Source organism: Arthrobacter sp. GW822-FHT05G07, assembly GCF_058799755.1.
On record NZ_JBXALT010000004.1, the window covers coordinates 1 to 17,496 of the forward strand.

The 17,496-nt window shown below is 63.1% G+C and carries 16 protein-coding genes; 8 read left to right on the forward strand and 8 right to left on the reverse strand.

Translation table 11 applies throughout. The features are described 5' to 3' along the window. On the forward strand, positions 1-195 hold a 195-nt coding region (locus AC1RJY_RS07265; RefSeq protein WP_146116699.1), incomplete at its 5' end, for a hypothetical protein. 85 nt (positions 196-280) lie between these two features. On the opposite strand, the gene AC1RJY_RS07270 is transcribed toward AC1RJY_RS07265, so the two are convergent. Continuing rightward, on the reverse strand, positions 281-472 hold the full coding sequence (locus AC1RJY_RS07270; protein WP_081589157.1) for a YegP family protein: 192 nt from the start codon (positions 470-472) through the stop codon (positions 281-283). Between the two features lie 161 nt (positions 473-633). Here AC1RJY_RS07270 and nboR point away from each other — a divergent pair, with 161 nt between their 5' ends. Both nboR and AC1RJY_RS07280 read left to right on the forward strand, forming a co-directional pair. After that, the gene (gene nboR / locus AC1RJY_RS07275; RefSeq protein ID WP_498601987.1) at positions 634-1,272 is read left to right on the forward strand and encodes a nicotine blue oxidoreductase; all 639 of its coding nucleotides are present in this window, start codon (positions 634-636) and stop codon (positions 1,270-1,272) included. 20 nt (positions 1,273-1,292) lie between these two features. Further along, positions 1,293-1,760: a GNAT family N-acetyltransferase gene (locus tag AC1RJY_RS07280; RefSeq protein ID WP_011776014.1), complete on the forward strand. Its 468-nt coding sequence runs from the start codon at positions 1,293-1,295 to the stop codon at positions 1,758-1,760. A 48-nt stretch (positions 1,761-1,808) separates the two neighbouring features. On the opposite strand, the gene AC1RJY_RS07285 is transcribed toward AC1RJY_RS07280, so the two are convergent. The 5 genes from AC1RJY_RS07285 to AC1RJY_RS07305 form a co-directional block, all read right to left on the reverse strand. Beyond that, complete coding sequence (locus AC1RJY_RS07285) at positions 1,809-4,616, reverse strand: molybdopterin-dependent oxidoreductase (RefSeq protein ID WP_014922710.1); 2,808 nt, start codon at positions 4,614-4,616, stop codon at positions 1,809-1,811. Then, positions 4,606-5,544, reverse strand: a complete 939-nt coding sequence (locus tag AC1RJY_RS07290) for an FAD binding domain-containing protein (protein WP_498601988.1) — start codon at positions 5,542-5,544, stop codon at positions 4,606-4,608. The genes AC1RJY_RS07285 and AC1RJY_RS07290 overlap by 11 nt, the downstream gene beginning before the upstream one ends. Next, entirely contained in the window at positions 5,535-6,764 is a 1,230-nt protein-coding gene (locus AC1RJY_RS07295; protein WP_498601989.1) for an XdhC family protein, read from the reverse strand. Before AC1RJY_RS07295 ends, AC1RJY_RS07290 begins: the two co-directional genes overlap by 10 nt. 361 nt (positions 6,765-7,125) lie before the next feature. Continuing rightward, positions 7,126-8,709: an NCS2 family permease gene (locus AC1RJY_RS07300; RefSeq protein ID WP_011776018.1), complete on the reverse strand. Its 1,584-nt coding sequence runs from the start codon at positions 8,707-8,709 to the stop codon at positions 7,126-7,128. A 6-nt stretch (positions 8,710-8,715) separates the two neighbouring features. Further along, a complete protein-coding gene (locus AC1RJY_RS07305) occupies positions 8,716-9,210 on the reverse strand; it encodes a nucleoside deaminase (RefSeq protein ID WP_011776019.1) in 495 nt (164 codons plus the stop codon). 413 nt (positions 9,211-9,623) lie between these two features. Here AC1RJY_RS07305 and AC1RJY_RS07310 point away from each other — a divergent pair, with 413 nt between their 5' ends. Further along, a complete protein-coding gene (locus AC1RJY_RS07310) occupies positions 9,624-10,970 on the forward strand; it encodes an 8-oxoguanine deaminase (RefSeq protein ID WP_498601990.1) in 1,347 nt (448 codons plus the stop codon). 99 nt (positions 10,971-11,069) lie between these two features. Here AC1RJY_RS07310 and AC1RJY_RS07315 read toward each other — a convergent pair whose 3' ends face one another. After that, on the reverse strand, positions 11,070-12,119 hold the full coding sequence (locus AC1RJY_RS07315; RefSeq protein ID WP_498601991.1) for a hypothetical protein: 1,050 nt from the start codon (positions 12,117-12,119) through the stop codon (positions 11,070-11,072). Positions 12,120-12,243: 124 nt separating this feature from the next. On the opposite strand from AC1RJY_RS07315, the gene AC1RJY_RS07320 reads away from it, so the two are divergent. Both AC1RJY_RS07320 and AC1RJY_RS07325 read left to right on the forward strand, forming a co-directional pair. Beyond that, a complete protein-coding gene (locus tag AC1RJY_RS07320; protein WP_498601992.1) occupies positions 12,244-12,555 on the forward strand; it encodes a hypothetical protein in 312 nt (103 codons plus the stop codon). Between the two features lie 473 nt (positions 12,556-13,028). Next, complete coding sequence (locus AC1RJY_RS07325; RefSeq protein ID WP_210065983.1) at positions 13,029-13,967, forward strand: type IV toxin-antitoxin system AbiEi family antitoxin domain-containing protein; 939 nt, start codon at positions 13,029-13,031, stop codon at positions 13,965-13,967. Positions 13,968-14,210: 243 nt separating this feature from the next. On the opposite strand, the gene AC1RJY_RS07330 is transcribed toward AC1RJY_RS07325, so the two are convergent. After that, entirely contained in the window at positions 14,211-14,387 is a 177-nt protein-coding gene (locus AC1RJY_RS07330; protein ID WP_014922716.1) for a hypothetical protein, read from the reverse strand. Between the two features lie 370 nt (positions 14,388-14,757). Between AC1RJY_RS07330 and pucL the strand changes: the two genes are divergently transcribed. Further along, positions 14,758-15,672, forward strand: a complete 915-nt coding sequence (gene pucL, locus AC1RJY_RS07335; protein ID WP_011776023.1) for a factor-independent urate hydroxylase — start codon at positions 14,758-14,760, stop codon at positions 15,670-15,672. Positions 15,673-15,863: 191 nt separating this feature from the next. After that, entirely contained in the window at positions 15,864-17,372 is a 1,509-nt protein-coding gene (locus AC1RJY_RS07340) for a nucleobase:cation symporter-2 family protein (protein WP_011776024.1), read from the forward strand. Positions 17,373-17,496: the final 124 nt, after the last annotated feature.

Below are 17,496 nucleotides of genomic sequence, written 5' to 3' on the forward strand. Positions count from 1 at the left end.
TTCGGCTTCTCCGACACCCGCCAAGCCGCACGCCGCTACTTCAAAAACGACACCCACTCCATCGTCGCCAAAACCCTGCAGTTGCTGGCGGCGAGGGGCGAAGTGGAGGAGGGCGCGCCGTCGTACGCCATTGACCGCTACAAGCTGCTGGACGTAAACGCCGGCACCACCGGCGGAGCAGGCGGCGACGCCTAACAACCCGCATCAACACAAATTGGCGGCAGTGTTCGTGAAGAACACTGCCGCCAATTGTCGTTTTGTTGGTGTTGCTTACCCAGGCTTACGTGCCCAGGTTCCTCCGATCGACCACAAAGCCTGTTGCCGCGTTCTCGCGGACGGCGTTGATGCCGGCCACAACGGCTTTGAGACTTGGAAATTGTGGCGACACTGCCACAACCGTGCCGTCCTCGGCTGTGAGCCGGAATCGGAATGTGTTGGTTCCTGCCTTGAGAATCTCGAAACTGCCCGCCATGTTCCCCTGTTCTTCCACGCGTCGTTGCGTATTCGAGCTGACTGCATAGCTCCCCCACCGACAATAATGGCCATTTCCGGCCACCAAAAGACCTACCCACGGGTAATCTGCAACCGATTTAGGTAGATGTAACAGAAAGCAAGCTAGGAGCTAGAGACCGCATGGAACCCCGCGCGTATCGTGAGGATATGACTGACTCCAGCATGGCCCCGACCACGGGCGTGCTGCTCGCTGCGGGTGCCGGCACCCGCTTGGGCCGCGGCCCCAAAGCGCTGCTCCCCTTCCGAGGCCGGACCTTGGTGGAGGTACTCGCCGATACGCTTTTCGAAGGCGGCTGCCGCGAGGTGGTGGTGGTACTTGGCGCGGAAGCCGACCATGTCCGGCGAAGCACCGATTTAGGCACACACCTGGTTGTGGAGAATGAGAACTGGGCCAAGGGCATGGCCGGGTCCTTCCGTGCCGGCATCGAAGCGGCCACGCCAGGGAACAGCATCATGGTGGCGCTGGTGGACCAACCCGGATTGACCCCGACGGCGGTGAGCAGGTTGCTGGGCAGCCACCGTCCCGGCAGGGTCACCGCAGCCGCCTACCCCGATGAGTCCGGCCACCTGAAGCGTCGGCACCCGGTGATTTTCGACGTCGGGCTACGCGAGCAAGCCGCGGCAGCGGCCAATGGCGACACGGGTGCGAGATCATTCCTCAAAGCCCATCCCGGGCTGGTGGACCTGGTGGACTGCAGCGACCTCTGCTCCGGCGAAGACCTGGACACGAAGGATCAACTGCATCTTTTGGACGGGTAGCGGCGGGTAAGTTAGGGTCCATGATCCGCATCGAAACTGATGATCCCGCACGCCCTGATGTCCACCGGCTCCTCAGCGAGCACTTGGCCGACATGTTCGCGACCTCCCCGGCAGAAAGCGTCCATGCGTTGGATCACTCAGCGTTGTCGCACGAGTCGATCACGTTCTGGACGGCCCGCGAGGACGGGGTCTTGTTGGGATGCGGGGCGCTGAAGACGCTGGCCCCGGGGCATGCGGAGATCAAGTCGATGCGTACCACCTCCACCGCACGCGGACGCGGCGTGGCCACCCTGATGCTGGAGCACATCGTGGCCGAAGCTGCCCGGCTGGGTTACGAGCGGCTCAGCTTGGAAACGGGCACCGAGGAGTACTTCGCCCCCGCGCGCCGACTGTACGCCCGGCACGGATTCACGGAATGCCCGCCGTTTGGTGACTACACCTTGGACCCGCACAGTGTGTTCATGGAACTCGCCGTTTCACCCAAGTAGCTGGCATTAGTGGTTGTTCCCAGGGCTGGGAACAACCACTAATGCGAGTCAGTTGGGAATCAGGGTGCGGTCGCGGAGCGCCAGATAGATCTTGTCCCGCGCGAGGGGTAGCTCACCGAAGCGAATCCCGGTGGCGTTGCGAATCGCGTTTGCCAGCGCAGGAGCCACGGGGTTGAACGGGCTCTCGCTCATGGACTTGGCACCGAGCGGGCCGGTGGAATCGTTGGTAGTGGCGAAATAGACCTCGCTCCTGGGCACGTCCGCGAACGACGGGATGTGGTACTGCCGCAGGATGTCCGTGGTGACGCGTCCGGCGTCGTCCACTTTCACTTCCTCGTACAGCACCGCACCGAGCGCCTGCGCAATGCCGCCCTCGATCTGGCCGCGGCACTGCCGCGGATTCACCACAACGCCGGCATCAGCGGCCTGGACACTTTGCAGAATCCGCAGCTCGCCGGTTCCCGTATTAACAGCAACCCTGAAGCCGTGCACGTTGAACGCGACCGACCGCGGCGTTCCTCCCCAGTTGCCGTCCGTGGCGAGCCGAACGCCTTGCAACCGTGCGGCGTCGACGATTTCCTTCAGCTGCACCGTGCGATCACCGCACTGAACCGCGCCGTCCACCAAACGGCAATCCGTCAGGGCGGCTCCCGTCAACGACGCCGCAACCGTCTGGATCCGCGTAGCGAGTTCCAGCGCCGCCCCGAGCGTCGCCTTCCCGGCCACCACCGTGCCGGCTGAACCGAACGCACCGGTGTCGTGCTCCACGAGGTCGGTATCTGACTGACGCACGGTCACCTTGGACGCCGTCGTCGCCAGCGCGGTGGCAGCCAGCTGCGCATGGACAGTTGTGGTGCCGTTCCCGAACTCGGCAGTACCGACGTCGACGGCGAACCTTCCGTCCGCTTCCAAGCTCACCCGGGTGTGGGCGAAGTGGCCCCGGGGCGGGACGGTGTCGATCATGGACAGGGCTGAGCCCTCCCCGACCACCCAGTCCGGCCCGAGATCATCCAGCCCGGCAGCCCGGTAGCGTTCCTTGCCACGGTCCAACGCGTCCCGCACCAACGCCACGCACTGGTCCAGGCCGTAGCTGCCGTAGTGAACGTCTTCCTCGGGCTCGGGTGTTGTGGAGAGCATGTGATCGCCGGGCCGGACCATGTTCTTGAGCCGGAACTCGAGCGGATCCATGCCGATGCCGATGGCAAGTTCGTCAATGGCGGACTCGATCGCGAAGATCATCTGGCTCAACCCATAGCCCCGGAAAGCACCTGCGGGCACGGTGTTGGTGTAAACCGCGTGCGCGTCCACCTTCTTGTTCACGCACTTGTAGACGGCCAAGGACTCGCCGCAGCCGTGGAACATCACGCCGGGAGCATGGTTTCCGTAAGCGCCGGTGTTGGTGAGGACGTTCAGCTGCAGGGCAGTGAGGTACCCATCGCGGCTGGCACCCGCCTTGAGGTGAATGGTGAAGGGGTGCCGGGTGGTGGTGGCCGTAAACTGCTCGGTGCGGGTGAACTCCAACTGCACCGGCCTGCGAAGGGCCAAGGCCGCGAGGGCTACAAGATCCTCAGTGAGAACTTCCTGCTTTCCGCCGAATCCGCCGCCGACCCGCCCTGCCACCACGCGGATGGTCTCCGGGGCCAGGTTAAACACCCGGCTCAGCGTCCGCTTCACCAGGAAGGGGACCTGCGTGGAGGAACGGATCATCAAACGGCCGTCCTCATCCAGCCAGGCAATGGACGCGTGGGTTTCCATGGCTACGTGCTGGACCCGCTGCGTCTGGTATGTGTGCTCATGGATAAAGTCTGCAGCTGCGAAGCCGTCGGTCACGCTGCCCAGTTCCGCGTGGACCTCGGCCACCACGTTGTGATGCGGGCGGGAAATGCGGGAGAAGACGCCGTCCTTTTCCCCATGAATCGCCGGTGCGCCGGGAAGGATGGCCTCCTGCGGAGTGAACACCGGCTCCAGGAGTTCGTACTGCACGGCCAATGCACGGGCACCGGCCTCGGCAGCACCCACAGTTTCGGCCACCACCGCGGCAACCCGCTGCCCGATGAACCGCACCACGTTATCCAGGACACGGGTGTCGTCGGGGTCGTCGGCGAAGTTCTCGTGTTGGGCCGTGGAGAACAGCAGCTGCGGCGCATCTTCATGAGTGAAGACCGCCACGACGCCGGGAACTGCCAAAGCTGGCGCCTTGTCGATGGACACGATCCGGGCATGCGGGTGCGGCGAACGCAGCAGCTTCATATGCAGCAGGCCCGGGAGTTGCTCCGCCGGAACATCAAGGGTGTAGCGGGCGGTTCCGGTGACGATGGCCTGGCCGGCGGGTGCGGGGACGTTGTCGCCGAGCTGGCCGGGGGTCGCTTCCACAGAGGCTGGTGCCTGCGCCCCCGAAACGTCCGCACCGGCGTCGTGCTTGTGGTCGTCTCCGTGACCACAGACCGCGTCGGCGATGGAGCGGTAGCCGGTGCAGCGGCACAGGTTGCCCTTGAGGTTGCGGGGCAGGTTGGCGCGCTGCTCGTCATCGAACGTTGCCGCGGTCATCATCATGCCGGCGGTGCAGAAACCGCACTGGAAGCCTTGGCTCTCCAGGAACTGCTCCTGCACAGGGTGCAGCCCATCAGCGGAGGCGAGGCCCTCGATGGTGGTGACCGCTTTGCCCTCCGCGCGGACTGCAGGGTAGATGCAGCTGTGGACGGGCGTGCCGTCAACGTGCACGGTGCAAGCACCACAGTCGCCGCCGTCGCAGCCTTTCTTGACGCCGAAGTTGCCTTCCTCCCGGAGGAAGGTACGGAGGCATTGTCCGGGGCGGGGTGTGGCCTGCGAGGCAGCGCCATTGATCTCAATTGCCATTCCGGGCCTCCTTCTGCTTGATGGTTGTTGCGGCTGGCTGGGTTGACGGCTGGGGCGAGGTGGCGTGCGGCGGCCAAAAATCGCCGGACACAGTCATTGATTCGCCCAGCAGTTCGGCCCGGATTTCCTCGGCCAACTTGAAGGTCATGTCCCGCCGCCAGGCAGGCAGCCCGTGGATGTCGTCGTGGTACAGCGGCCACGGAATGGAATCGCCGACGGCGTCAGCCAGCGTCCCGGCCTCGGGAACCTGCCCGGCGGGGAACCGCAGCTGTACCGGCCTTTTGGTGGACGCGGTCACGGTGATGACCAGGCCGCCGTCGGGGTCGAGCCGGCCTATCAGCAGTACGCCCGAGCGGCCAAGGTTGCTCAGCGACAAGCGCCGGAAAGCGACCCGGGCTGAGAGCGCGCTTGCGGGCAGATGGATGCTGCGCAGCAACTCCCCCGGCGCGAGGACGGTCTGCATATCCCCGGTCACGACGTCAGCCACCGGGACGTCCCGGCTGCTGCCGTCCGGTCTGAGGATGGTGGCCACGGCGTCGAGTCCGGCGCAAAGCGATGTCATGGGCCCTGCCGGCAGGCCCGTGCAAATGTTGCCGCCCACCGTGGACATGTTCCAGATCTTGAACGAGGCCACGAACGAGTCGCAGCACGGGCGGATCAGTGCCAGGCCCGGCCATTCACGGTTGGCTGTTTCTGCGGCCAGCGGAAGGGAATAGAGCTCGGCGACCGTGCAGGTGGCGGCCAGTTCGAGGCCTTGGTCAGTGACAGTGATGGCGGGCCAGTCGGCTTGGCCCAGGTCAAGGAGCCGTTTGAGGACGGTGCTGCCGTAGGAGAAGAGGACCGTTCCTCCGGCGAGCCAGGCATCGCCGTCGCGCCATTGTGCCGGGTCCGTGGTGGGGACCACGGCCTCGATGGTGTTCATGTCCATGAGTCCTCCTGAGTGAGGTGTTGAGGTGCCGGGTGAATCGGGCCGGTGCTGTCCTTCAGGGAAGGGAAACCGGGTGTAGTGCCTTTTGTGCCGGCTCCGCGCTCGGCGATGATTTCGGCCGTGATGGACACCGCTACTTCCGCGGGAGTCACGGCGCCGAGGTTCAATCCGATGGGTGAATGGAGGCGTTCCAAGGCTTCCGGCGGTGTGCCTGCCTCAAGCAAGGCGTCCACCCGTTGGCGGTGGCTGCGACGCGAACCCATCGCGCCGACGTACGCCAGGTTCAATCGAAGGGCGCTTTCGAGCAGGGGGATGTCGAACTTGGGGTCGTGGGTCAGGATGCACACCACGGTGCGGGCGTCGATGCGTCCTGCAGCGGCTTCGGATTCCAGGTAGCGGTGCGGCCAATCGGTAACCACTTGGTCTGCTCCTGAGAAGCGGCTTTGCGTCGCGAAGGCGGGGCGGGCATCGCACAGGGTGACGTTGTATCCAAGGAGTTGCCCGGCGGGTAGCAGGGCTGCACCGAAGTCGTTGGCACCGAAGACCAACATCCGCGCAGCGGGCAAACGGCTTTCCACAAACAGAGTGATCGGTTCCGGCTGCACTTCTTCGCGTGGAGGCAAAGCCAATCTCTCGGTGGTGACCCAGCCGTCGATGCAACCCTCGGGTGCGGCGAGGCGGACCAAACCGGCTCGGCCACCTTGGAGCAGCGGCTCTACTTGGGCCGCGGCGGCGAAGAGCGTGGCGGGGTGGTCCCCCACCAGCTTGGCCAGTTCCTCCGATTCCATGGCACGGAACCTCGCAGGATCATTGACCACCATGACTCCGCCGCCGGCATCGAGCCGACGGATCAGGGCCGCAGGGCGCTTCGCTTCAGCAAACACGGAAAGTTCGGGCGATCCAGCCATGAGCGGCTGGATGTGGACTTCCAGCTCTCCTCCACAAGTGAGTCCGACGGCGAACGCGTCCTCGGAACTGTAGCCAAAAGACTCAAGGCGAGGGCCGCCGTCGCGCATTGCTTCCAGGGCCGCCTCAACGACGGCACCTTCCACGCAACCGCCGGACAAGCTGCCCAGGATTTCGCCTTTTTCGGAAACCATCATGGAGGTCCCCATGGGCCGCGGCACGGAGCCGCCAGTCCCCACGATCGTGGCCACAGCACACAGTTGGCCAGAGACCGCAGGCCGCCAGCTGCCCAGCGAAGGCATCAGATCCAGCATGGCAACACATCCTTATTCCAGGTGTCCCAGCCAGGAGGCCCGGCCGGAGCAGTGCGCGATCTTGCCTCATATTCTCATTTCCAGAGGATGTTGAGGGGGAGTCGCGGGTAATCAGTAAAAGTTCAATCAGTAAGAGTTCATAGGAACGGGGGCAAGGGCTTCATCTCCCTGCCCCCGTTCCCTGACGGAGCGTCGGCGCCCTTCCCTGAATCATCAGGGCCGCCGCCCGCCGTCGTGCCTGTTGAGAGGGACGACGACGACGGACGCCTATTCGTGCGGTGGGTACCGACGGACCGTCGATCGGAGTACCGGAATTGTGCCCGCCGGTGCGGGGTGCGCCCGGTTACCGGGCAGGTGTGGGCTAGACGCCCATCAGGGCATTGATGGGGCCCCGGGCGAAGTAGATGATGAAGCCCGCCGTGACCACCCACATGAGCGGGTGGACCTTCTTGGCCTTGCCCGACGCCGCGCTGATGACGGCGAAGGAGATGAATCCGACACCGATGCCGTTGGCGATGGAGTACGTCAGCGGCATGGTCACGATAGTCAGGAACGCCGGGAGTGCTATGGAGAACTTGGTGAACTTGATCTCGCGGATCTGCGCCATCATCATCGCGCCAACCACTACAAGTGCTGCAGCAGCTACTTCCAGCGGCACCACCGAGGTGAGCGGGGTGAAGAACATGGAACCCAGGAACAGCAAGCCGGTAACCACCGAAGCCAAGCCGGTCCGTGCGCCTTCGCCGATGCCCGCCGCCGAATCGATATACACGGTGTTGGACGAACCGGACGTTGCGCCACCCACCACTGCGCCCATGCCTTCAACGATGAAGGCCGACTTCAGCTTGGGGAACGTGCCGTCCTTGTGAGCCACGCCTGCGCTCTTGGCCAGACCGGTCATGGTCCCCATGGCGTCGAAGAAGTTGGTGAACACCAAGGTGAAGACCAACATGGTGGCAGCCAAACCGCCGATCCTGGCGAATGAGCCGAAGAGATCGAACTGACCCACCAAGCTCAAATCCGGGACCGAAACCAGCTGGCTCGACAAGATGGGGACGTTGAGGTGCCAGCCGCCGGGGTTGTCGGCACTGCCTGGGCCAATGTGGAACACAGCCTCGACAACTGCGGCGAGGACGGTGGTAGCGACGATGCCGATCAGCAGGCCGCCCTGGATCTTGCGTGCCACGAGGATGCCCATGGTCAGCAGTCCAACAATGAAGACAAGGGTGGGGATGGAGGTAATGGAGCCGTTGTCTCCGAGCTGAACCGGCGGACCGCCCGTGGTGGCGCGGACAAAGCCGGAGTCAACGAAGCCGATGAAGGCAATGAACAGGCCGATGCCAACAGTGATGGCGGCCTTGAGCTCCTTGGGGACTGCCTTGAAGATCGCCGTCCGGGCTCCGGTAGCACCGAAGAGGACAATCAGGATGCCGTTGATGACCACCAGGCCCATGGCTTCCGGCCATGTGACTTCCTGAATGACCGCGACGGCAAGGAAGGAGTTGATGCCCAGACCGGCTGCAAGGCCGAAGGGCAGGTTGGCCACCAGACCGAAAATGATGGTCATGACGCCGGCAGTCAGGCCGGTGACGGCGCCAACCTGTGCAGCCGAGAGCCAGCCGCCGGCAACGTCCGTAGGGGCGTTTTCTGCCGAGAAGCCGCCCAGGATGAGCGGGTTGAGGATGACGATGTACGCCATGGTGAAGAACGTGACCAAGCCGCCGCGGAATTCGCGGGCCAACGTGGAGCCACGCTTGGAGATCTGGAAAAACTTATCCAGGAAGGAGTTCGACACCGGGGGCTTCTTGTTGCCATCTGCCAGGCCGGTTGCCGTGTGCTTTGCCGCTGTGGGCTCTGCGCTCTTGCCACCGTTGGGGAAGAGCGCAGCCTGCTTTTCAGCTGCTTCTTGCATTTCTGCGGTATCCAGGCTTTCCATGTCAGCCACCGGGCCCTAGTAATCAATCCTGGAATCAAGCGTGTTCCATGTGTTGAACGGCTGGAGGGCCTCCGGAGCCTGGGGGTCGCCCAGTTCCAGCTTGGCTACCGGCATCAGCGCGTCCCGGTTGTCGTTCTCGAAGTACTCGTAGAAGACGGCGTCGTCGAAGCCGACGGATGCGGCGTCGTGACGGTCTGCGGCAAAAAACACGCGGTCAACGCGTGCCCAGAGTGCAGAGGCCAGGCACATGGGGCATGGCTCGCAGCTGGTGTAGAGGGTTGCTCCGCTGAGATCGAAAGTTCCCAGTTCGCGGCAGGCATTACGGATGGCCGTGACTTCTGCGTGGGCGGTGGGATCGTTCGTGGCGGTGACGCGGTTGACGCCTTCGAAGGCTCGTCCGTCCGCGGTGACAATGACGGCGCCGAAGGGGCCTCCACTGTTGAGGACATTGGCTGTTGCCAGCTCAATGGATGTGGCCAGGAATTGCTCGGCCGTGACGGTTGTACTCATGTTGCGACTTCCTTAGTGCTGAGGAAGCCAGGTGACCTGTTTGGGGGCGCTACAGAGAGGAGCTCCAGTTAGCTTGGTTACCAGGCTTCAGCATGTGCGATGAAGGTTAAGTTGCGCCTGGTAGATAGCTTCCCGAGGTCCGGGTGCCCGCCTTTGGCAGTTAGAGCGTAGCACCATGTTTGTGAGCCGCGCCATAGTTTTTTGAAAATTTAATTTCGTCATGCGAAATTACTTACTCAGCGGTCCTGGTGCCCGAATGTGACCGCAGCCCGCCCGCAGGCGTTGACGGCCGCCGTCGTGCATTTTACGCTGAGGGGACCGGACCGCTCTCTGGCGGGGCCGGAAACCTGGATCAGCAGACAGGGCCTAACTGAGCTGGAACGCGTACACGCCGACCAGACAAGGAACCTGCAATGACCCCCCTTTGGATCAAGAACCCGCTGGGTATCTTCACCGCGAACGACCTCGACGCCGGCGGCGGCTTGGTGGTTTCCGACTCCGGCACCATCATTGAACTGGTGCCTTCGGGCGGGCAGCCGTCTTCCCCCGCAACCGTTTTTGACGCGTCCGGGCATGTTGTCCTTCCCGGGCTCATCAACACGCACCACCACTTCTACCAAACCCTCACCCGCGCCTGGGGTCCGGTGGCCAACGCACCGCTGTTCCCGTGGCTGCAGAACCTCTACCCCGTCTGGGCACGACTCACCCCACGGAGCCTTGAGCTCGCCGTGCAGGTCGCGCTGGCCGAGCTGCTGCTTTCGGGCTGCACCACCGCCGCCGACCACCACTACCTCTTCCCCGACGGCATGGAAGACGCCATCGACATTGAAGTGGCCGCCGTCCGGGCCATGGGGATGCGAGCCACACTGACCCGCGGGTCCATGACCTTGGGAGAGGACGACGGCGGGCTGCCGCCCAGGACCACGGTCCAGTCACCCGAGGCGATCCTTGCGGACAGCGAAAGGCTGATTCGCCAGTACCACGAAACGGGTGACGGGGCTGTCGTGCAGATCGCCCTTGCCCCGTGCTCCCCGTTCTCGGTGACCAAGGAAATCATGGCCGAGAGCGCAGCCATGGCCGAACGATTCGATGTCCGGCTCCACACCCACCTTGCCGAGACCATCGACGAGGAAGACTTCTGCCGCTCCATGTTCGGGCTGCGGACCGTGGACTACCTGGAATCCGTGGGCTGGTTGGGCTCCCGCACCTGGCTTGGACACGGCATCCACTTCAATGACGACGAGATCGCCAGGCTGGGAGCCGCGGGCACCGCCGTCGCGCATTGCCCCACCTCCAACATGCGCCTCGCCTCCGGGACCGCGCGCGTCTTGGAACTGGAGGCCGCAGGTGTTCCTGTGGGGCTGGGGGTGGATGGGTCGGCGTCGAACGATGCTTCCAACATGATCCTCGAAGCTCGGCAAGCCCTGTATCTGCAGCGGCTCCGCTACGGCGCCTCCGTTCCCGTGGAGCGGGCTCTTGGTTGGGCTACTCGTGGATCCGCTGCCGTATTGGGGCGCTCCGACATTGGCCAGTTAGCCCCGGGGATGCAGGCCGACCTTGCGCTGTTCAAGCCCGATGAGCTGCGATTCTCCGGCAGCCACGATCCCGTCGCTGCGTTGCTGCTCTGCGGAGCGGACCGCGCCGACCGTGTGATGGTGGGCGGTTCCTGGCGCGTGGTGGACGGCGCGATCCCCGGACTGGACGTGGCCGGGCTCATCGCTGAGCACTCGGCCGCGGCGCGGAAGCTGGTGGCGGGGTAGCCCTGGTGTCCTGAGGCCTCGCCCGATTCGATGGTTCCCTGCTCAGGATGCCGATCGCCCGGCACTTTTTGCAGGGAACCATCGAATTGCTCGGCTCAGCTAGATCGTGATCTTGTAAATATGATGCGTGTACTCGTTCGCGAACGAATCAGTGAACTTGCCTTCCGTTACCTGGATAGTCCGGCCTTCGCCCACCACTTCCACCTGGTTACCGGTGATCCCGGCGGGAAGCGTGAACGTCTTTGAGCCCGGAGCACCGTTTAGCCCGATGCCTGCGAAAAGGTACGCGCTGCCGTCCTTGGCCTTGAGCATGGTGTCAGTGCCCGCAGCTCCCGCGTTCCACTCATAGCTTTGTGTGTTGAGGACAGGAGCCAACGCTTGGATCCCTGCCAGCGCGGCCTTGATCTTCGCCCTGCGCTCATCAGGAATGTCCACCAAAGAATAGTTACCGTACGCCGGATCATTGTTGTGTTGGAAGATGCTGATACCGCGCGCTTCGTGGATGATGCCGGACCACATGGCACCCTCCATCTGCTCCGGGGTTATGGTCCTGGCGTTCGACTCACCCAGGTACGGCCGAGCCGATTCCACGAACAGCCAATTCGGTTTCTCGCCAGGGGTTGCCTGGAAGGACCGCATCCGGTCAACCTGCCAGCCATACGCTGCACTGACCGCCGGGTTGGCACCTTCGGGCCACGCAGGGGAAGCTCTGAAAGCATCTCCCACAGGCGGGCTGGTATAGGCATAGTTATCGACGGAAGCGAAATCCACGGCCGCCAAGAAATCGTCCATGGTCCCGCTGGCCCACCACGTCCCCAAGATGCCTTTGCTGTAATTGGCGTTGATGGGCCGGCCGTCACCATACGCGCGTATCTTCTCCACAAGATTGGTCATCTGCTGCAAGTTCTCCTGGGTATTGCTCCCGGAACAACCCAAGCCCATGTCGCACTCGTCAAAGGTCGCCCAGGCGACAACGCCGTCGTTGGCGCCCACCTCGGAACGTGTCCACTCCTGACCGGCGATGACGAGCATTCCGGTGTCAGTGATGGACGTCATCGTGGAGCCATCGTGCTCTGCCTCCTGATACACATTTACGCCAAGGTCCTTCAACCGGGCGGCGTGCTCCGGTTTCCCGAAAAAGACGCTCACGGGGAACAGGTTGGGGTTGTTCAGCCTGGCCGCACCCGGGAACTTGGTCCAGTACCCTGGTCCACCATCCCAGGGAATCCGAGCCAGGTTGGAGAGGGTGCCCGAGGTCGGGGTTGGGGTCGGCGTGACGGTCGCCGTCGGGGTCGGCGTGACGGTCGCCGTCGGGGTCACCGTCGGGGTCGGGGTGACCGTCGCCGTCGGAGTGACCGTCGCCGTCGGGGTCGGGGTGACAGTCGCCGTCGGGGTGACCGTCGCCGTCGGGGTGACCGTCGCCGTCGGGGTCGGCGTGACGGTCGCCGTCGGGGTCGGGGTAACCGTCGCCGTCGCCGTCGGGGTGACCGTCGCCGTCGGGGTGACCGTCACCGTCGGGGTCGGGGTAGTGCTACTGGACGGTATAGGTGCCGAGGTAGTTACCGACGGCGTGGGCTGCGGCTGAGGCGTTGTGCACCCGGAAAGAGCCAACGCCATCACCGCCACGAATATTGAGACCTTGAGTTTCATGACTTGTATTTCCTTTTGCAGGGCAGCCACATTGAGCTGCCTCGGTGCCGTCTCCCCAGCCGGCTCTTTCGCCACCTGCCTTGGCAGGGTTTCAGCCGGGACATTGCCCGGCACGGCGCGGCGATGCGCGTCGGATTCTCGATCTCTGCCGTGCGCCGCCTGTAGCCGGTGCCGTTCGAGCGAGATGTTGCGGCCCGTGTCCGGTCAGGGCCGCGACGACCAAATGCCCGTAGGTGGTCGTCGACTCAGCATACGGGAAGCCCACATCCGCCATGCCGCTGGTTTAGATGGTTCCCTGCTCAGGATGCCGTGCTCACGGCATCCTGAGCAGGGAACCATCTGAACGGGTTCTCCACATAGACAAACCCGCCCCTGTGCCGGCTTTCCCGCTCGTTCCAGTCTTGACCCATGACCAACAGCACTCATGACCAACTGCCCCCGGGAATGGATTTGTGGCGAACCAACGAGCTGTATGAAGCGGGGATCCACCATCGAAGAATTGCCATGCTTGTCCGTTCCGGCGAGCTGGTGCGCCTACGGCGCGGTTGCTATATCCGAGGCAGCACCTGGACAGCCCAAAAGCCATGGATCCGCAGTCTGCAACTCATTGCCGCGCACGCACACGGGACACTTACGACGTCGGCCGGAAGCTTGGTCTACAGCCACACCTCGGCCGCGCGCCTCCATGGCCTCTTCCTATGGAACGTGGATGACAAAATCCACATCACCACGGAGACAACCACCTCATCCACGTCACACGGCGGGGATGTTGTTCCGCACACACGTTCGCTGGCGGTGACTGGCGACGTTGTTTTTGTGAGGGGCATGCCTTGCACCACCGTGGAACAAACCGTGGTGGATTGCTGCCGGATGCTGAGCTACAAACAAGCCTTGGTCCTGATGGACCATGCTCTCAGAAAGGGCGCAGATCCTGTGAAGCTTCAGCAAATGTGCACGTTGATGGCCGGCCGCAACGGAGTGCTCACTCTTCGCCGGGTCCTGGAGAATGCGGATGCCAGGTCAGAGTCCCCCGGGGAAACCCTCACCCGGGAGTTGCTCCAGCGGTTGGGGATCGAACTTCCCGAATCGCAGGTGGAGGTCGCGTCACCGGAAGGTCGCCATCGGCTGGACTTTGCGTGGAAGAAAAGGAAGGTTGCCTTGGAGTTCGATGGGAGGGTGAAGTACTTCGACTACGCCCCTACTGACGAGGTGATCTACCAGGAGCGGCTGCGCGAAAAGGCCTTGACCGAGCTTGGCTGGAGGTTCATTCGCATCAAGTGGCAGCAACTGTTCAAGGAACAGGAGTTCAAGACCAGCGTGCTGAGAGTTTTGCGGGGAACAAGCTAGCGCCGGATTCGGGGGTTTACTGCCAACAGTGCCGTGGGCACGGCATAGTGAGCAGGGAACCCACGAAACGGCGGCGGAGAGGAAGGGGCGCAAGGGCAACGGAAAGGCGGGCAATACCTCCCCAGGTATCGCCCGCCTCTTTGGCTCTGTTGCGCAGAGTCCGCGCTCCTGAAAATTCCCGCAGCGGCAGAGTTCCCTGTCCGAGCTTGCGAGGAAAGGGGGGCCGCTGAGGACGGAAAGATCCTAGGGGCGCTGCCGGCCGAACACCGGGAGTGCGCGCAGCCAGCGGGAGAACCCGCCGGCTTTGCGGTCACAGTCGGCCGGAATGTAGAAGTCCGGATCTGTCGCACCGAAAGGCAGGTACAGCTCCTGACCCGGCGCCGGGAATTCCACGACGTTGTTCGTATCCTTCGAGTCCATCTGTTCCTCCTCTTTCTCATGCAAGCAGTTTCCGCTCTTCGGAAAACTTTTATTGTTATGTGGAAAGTGTAGGCAGGCGTCAAAGCAAGCGTCAAGACCCCCGAGGAACCAAACTGAGTTGCCCCGGTCACATTTGGATGGTTCATAACGATCCGCCGGAACCCGTATACACAAGTCGAATTAGTGCGCTACTCTCGAATGAGTTCGTGGCGTACGTCACGTAACCTGAGAGCAGCAGGCAGGGTCGTAATGAGCTGGCATCAATGGATGTCGGCTCTTTTTTGTTGGGTCGGCTCCACCAGAAACGCAGTGGAAACACGCGCTTAATTTCATTGATGGAACCTAGGTTCCACCTCACAGAAGTTGGGATATGACCATGAGCAACAACATCGTCCTCGGCGAAAACCAGTACGGCAAAGCAGAAGTCCGCGTCGTCAAGGTCACCCGGGATACTGACCGCCACCACATCGAAGACTTGAACGTCACCTCGCAGCTGCGCGGCGACTTCCAGGCGGCCCACCTCGAAGGCGACAACGGACACGTCGTTGCCACCGACACTCAGAAGAACACGGTCTACGCCTTTGCCCGTGAAGGCATCGGCTCACCCGAGTCCTTCCTGCTTCGCCTCGCAGACCACTTCACCGGCGGATTCGACTGGGTCACCGGCGGCCGCTGGGAAGCCGAAGCCTACAGCTGGGATCGCATCCAGGCCCACGGCGAGGGACACGACCACAGCTTCGTCCGCAACGGACAAGAGGTGCGTACCGCCGTCGTCGTCCGTGATGGCGCAACCACACACCTCATCAGCGGCCTCAAGGACCTGACCGTCCTGAAGACCACGCAGTCCGGTTTTGTCGGCTACCCGCGCGACAAGTACACAACCCTGCCGGAGACCACCGACCGCATCCTGGCCACCGACGTATCCGCCCGCTGGCGCTACAACACCAACCTGGACTTCGCCGGCACGGACTTCAACAAGAGCTACGAGGACATCAAGGCACTCCTGCTTGAAGGCTTCACCGAGAACTACTCCCACGCACTGCAGCAGACGCTGTTCGACATGGGCAAGAAGGTCCTGGAAGCTCACAGCGAAGTGGACGAGATCAAGTTCTCCATGCCCAACAAGCACCACTTCCTGGTTGACCTGAGCCCGTTCGGCCTGGACAACCCCAACGAGGTCTTCTTCGCCGCGGATCGCCCGTACGGCCTCATCGAAGCAACCGTCCAGCGCGAGAACATCGAGGCTGCACCGGTGGCATGGAGCGGCATCGCCGGCTTCTGCTAAACCCGCACCAAACGCGGACTAAGCCGGACTAAACCCGCACCATCTCAAGGGTTTGTGTGCAGGTCCCCCCAACGGCGCCCCGTCAAGGCCGGACCTGCACACAAACCCAACCCCAAAAACAACCCAAAGATTTGTTAGCCAGACACAGTTAGCCAGACGAAGACGTCTGCCATGAACCCAGAAAGTCTGCCATGAACATCAAGAAGAAATCCCGCTCTGCGAATACCACCGCTTCGCAGACGAACAAGCCGGAACGGCCCGAGGACAAGCGACTCTCCATCGGAAGCACCTTCGCCTACGGCTTCCAGCACGTCCTCACCATGTACGGCGGAATCATTGCGCCCCCGCTGATCATCGGTGCCGCTGCAGGCATGTCCTCGCAGGACATCGGCCTCCTCATCGCCGCTTGTTTGTTCGTGGGCGGCCTGGCCACCATCCTTCAGACGGTGGGCATCCCGTGGTTCGGCTCGCAGTTGCCGCTGGTTCAGGGTGTTTCCTTCGCCGGTGTCTCCACCATGGTGGCAATCGTCCAAGGTGGCGGCGGGATCCAGGCGGTGTTCGGCTCCGTGATCGTGGCCTCGCTGATTGGCCTGGCGATCACTCCCCTGTTCTCCAAGATCATCAAGTTCTTCCCGCCTGTGGTCACCGGCACGGTGATCACCACCATCGGCCTCACGCTGATGCCGGTGGCGGCCAACTGGGCCATGGGCGGCAACGCCAAGGCTGACAACTACGGCAGCATGGCCAACATCGGTCTCGCAGCAGCCACCATGGGCGTGGTCCTTCTCCTCAGCAAGGTTGGCAACGCCGCCATTTCCCGACTCTCCATCCTGCTGGCCATGGTCATCGGTACCATCATCGCTTTCATCGCCGGCATGGCTGACTTCTCCAAGGTGGGCCAGGGTGACATCGTCGCTTTCCCCACGCCCTTCGCTTTCGGCGCTCCCACCTTTGAAATCGCTGCCATCATCTCCATGCTCATTGTCATCCTGGTGACCTTGACCGAAACCTCGGCCGACATCATCGCAGTGGGCGAGATCGTGGACACCAAGGTTGACTCCCGCCGCATCGGCGACGGCCTCCGCGCCGACATGCTCTCCAGCGCCATCTCCCCGTTGTTCAACTCTTTCACCCAGAGTGCCTTCGCACAGAATGTTGGACTCGTTGCCATCACGGGCATCAAGAGCCGCTTCGTTGTCAGCGCCGGCGGCCTCATCCTGGTGGTCCTGGGCCTCCTGCCGATCCTGGGCCGTGTTGTCGCGGCGGTTCCGACGCCCGTCCTGGGCGGCGCCGGCGTCGTGCTTTTCGGTACGGTGGCAGCCAGCGGTATCCGCACCCTGGCCAAGGTGGAGTACAAGAACAACATGAACCTGATCATCGTGGCGGCCTCGATCGGCTTCGGCATGATCCCCATCGCGGCACCTTCCTTCTACGACGAGTTCCCGTCCTGGTTCTCCACGATCTTCCACTCCGGTATCAGCTCGGCAGCCGTCATGGCCATCCTGCTGAACATCCTCTTCAACCACTTCAAGGCCGGCAACTCGGACAACCAGTCGGTGTTCGTGGCGGGCACTGACCGGATCGTCAGCGAAGAGGACATCAAGTGCCTCAGCGAGGGCGACCGCTTCGAGAACGGCAAGCTGATCGACGCCGACGGCAAGGAAGTCCCACTCAAGGCATCCAGCGCGTCAGAGCACTAGCTTCCGCACGCGCGGATGACAGCAGGCGGCAGTGTTTTCCTTGGGGGACACTGCCGCCTTTTGTCGCCTCGCGGGGGGAGGGTCGCCCCTCGGGGCATGTACGACGCCGGCACTCACCGTAGGA

Coding starts and splice junctions, on each gene's coding strand:
- AC1RJY_RS07270 (WP_081589157.1), bottom strand. CDS start 472: ATGGCGGGCAGTTTCGAGATTCTCAAGGCAGGAACCAACACATTCCGA.
- nboR (WP_498601987.1), top strand. CDS start 634: ATGGAACCCCGCGCGTATCGTGAGGATATGACTGACTCCAGCATGGCC.
- AC1RJY_RS07280 (WP_011776014.1), top strand. CDS start 1,293: ATGATCCGCATCGAAACTGATGATCCCGCACGCCCTGATGTCCACCGG.
- AC1RJY_RS07285 (WP_014922710.1), bottom strand. CDS start 4,616: ATGGCAATTGAGATCAATGGCGCTGCCTCGCAGGCCACACCCCGCCCC.
- AC1RJY_RS07290 (WP_498601988.1), bottom strand. CDS start 5,544: ATGGACATGAACACCATCGAGGCCGTGGTCCCCACCACGGACCCGGCA.
- AC1RJY_RS07295 (WP_498601989.1), bottom strand. CDS start 6,764: ATGCTGGATCTGATGCCTTCGCTGGGCAGCTGGCGGCCTGCGGTCTCT.
- AC1RJY_RS07305 (WP_011776019.1), bottom strand. CDS start 9,210: ATGAGTACAACCGTCACGGCCGAGCAATTCCTGGCCACATCCATTGAG.
- AC1RJY_RS07310 (WP_498601990.1), top strand. CDS start 9,624: ATGACCCCCCTTTGGATCAAGAACCCGCTGGGTATCTTCACCGCGAAC.
- AC1RJY_RS07325 (WP_210065983.1), top strand. CDS start 13,029: ATGACCAACAGCACTCATGACCAACTGCCCCCGGGAATGGATTTGTGG.
- AC1RJY_RS07330 (WP_014922716.1), bottom strand. CDS start 14,387: ATGGACTCGAAGGATACGAACAACGTCGTGGAATTCCCGGCGCCGGGT.
- pucL (WP_011776023.1), top strand. CDS start 14,758: ATGACCATGAGCAACAACATCGTCCTCGGCGAAAACCAGTACGGCAAA.
- AC1RJY_RS07340 (WP_011776024.1), top strand. CDS start 15,864: ATGAACATCAAGAAGAAATCCCGCTCTGCGAATACCACCGCTTCGCAG.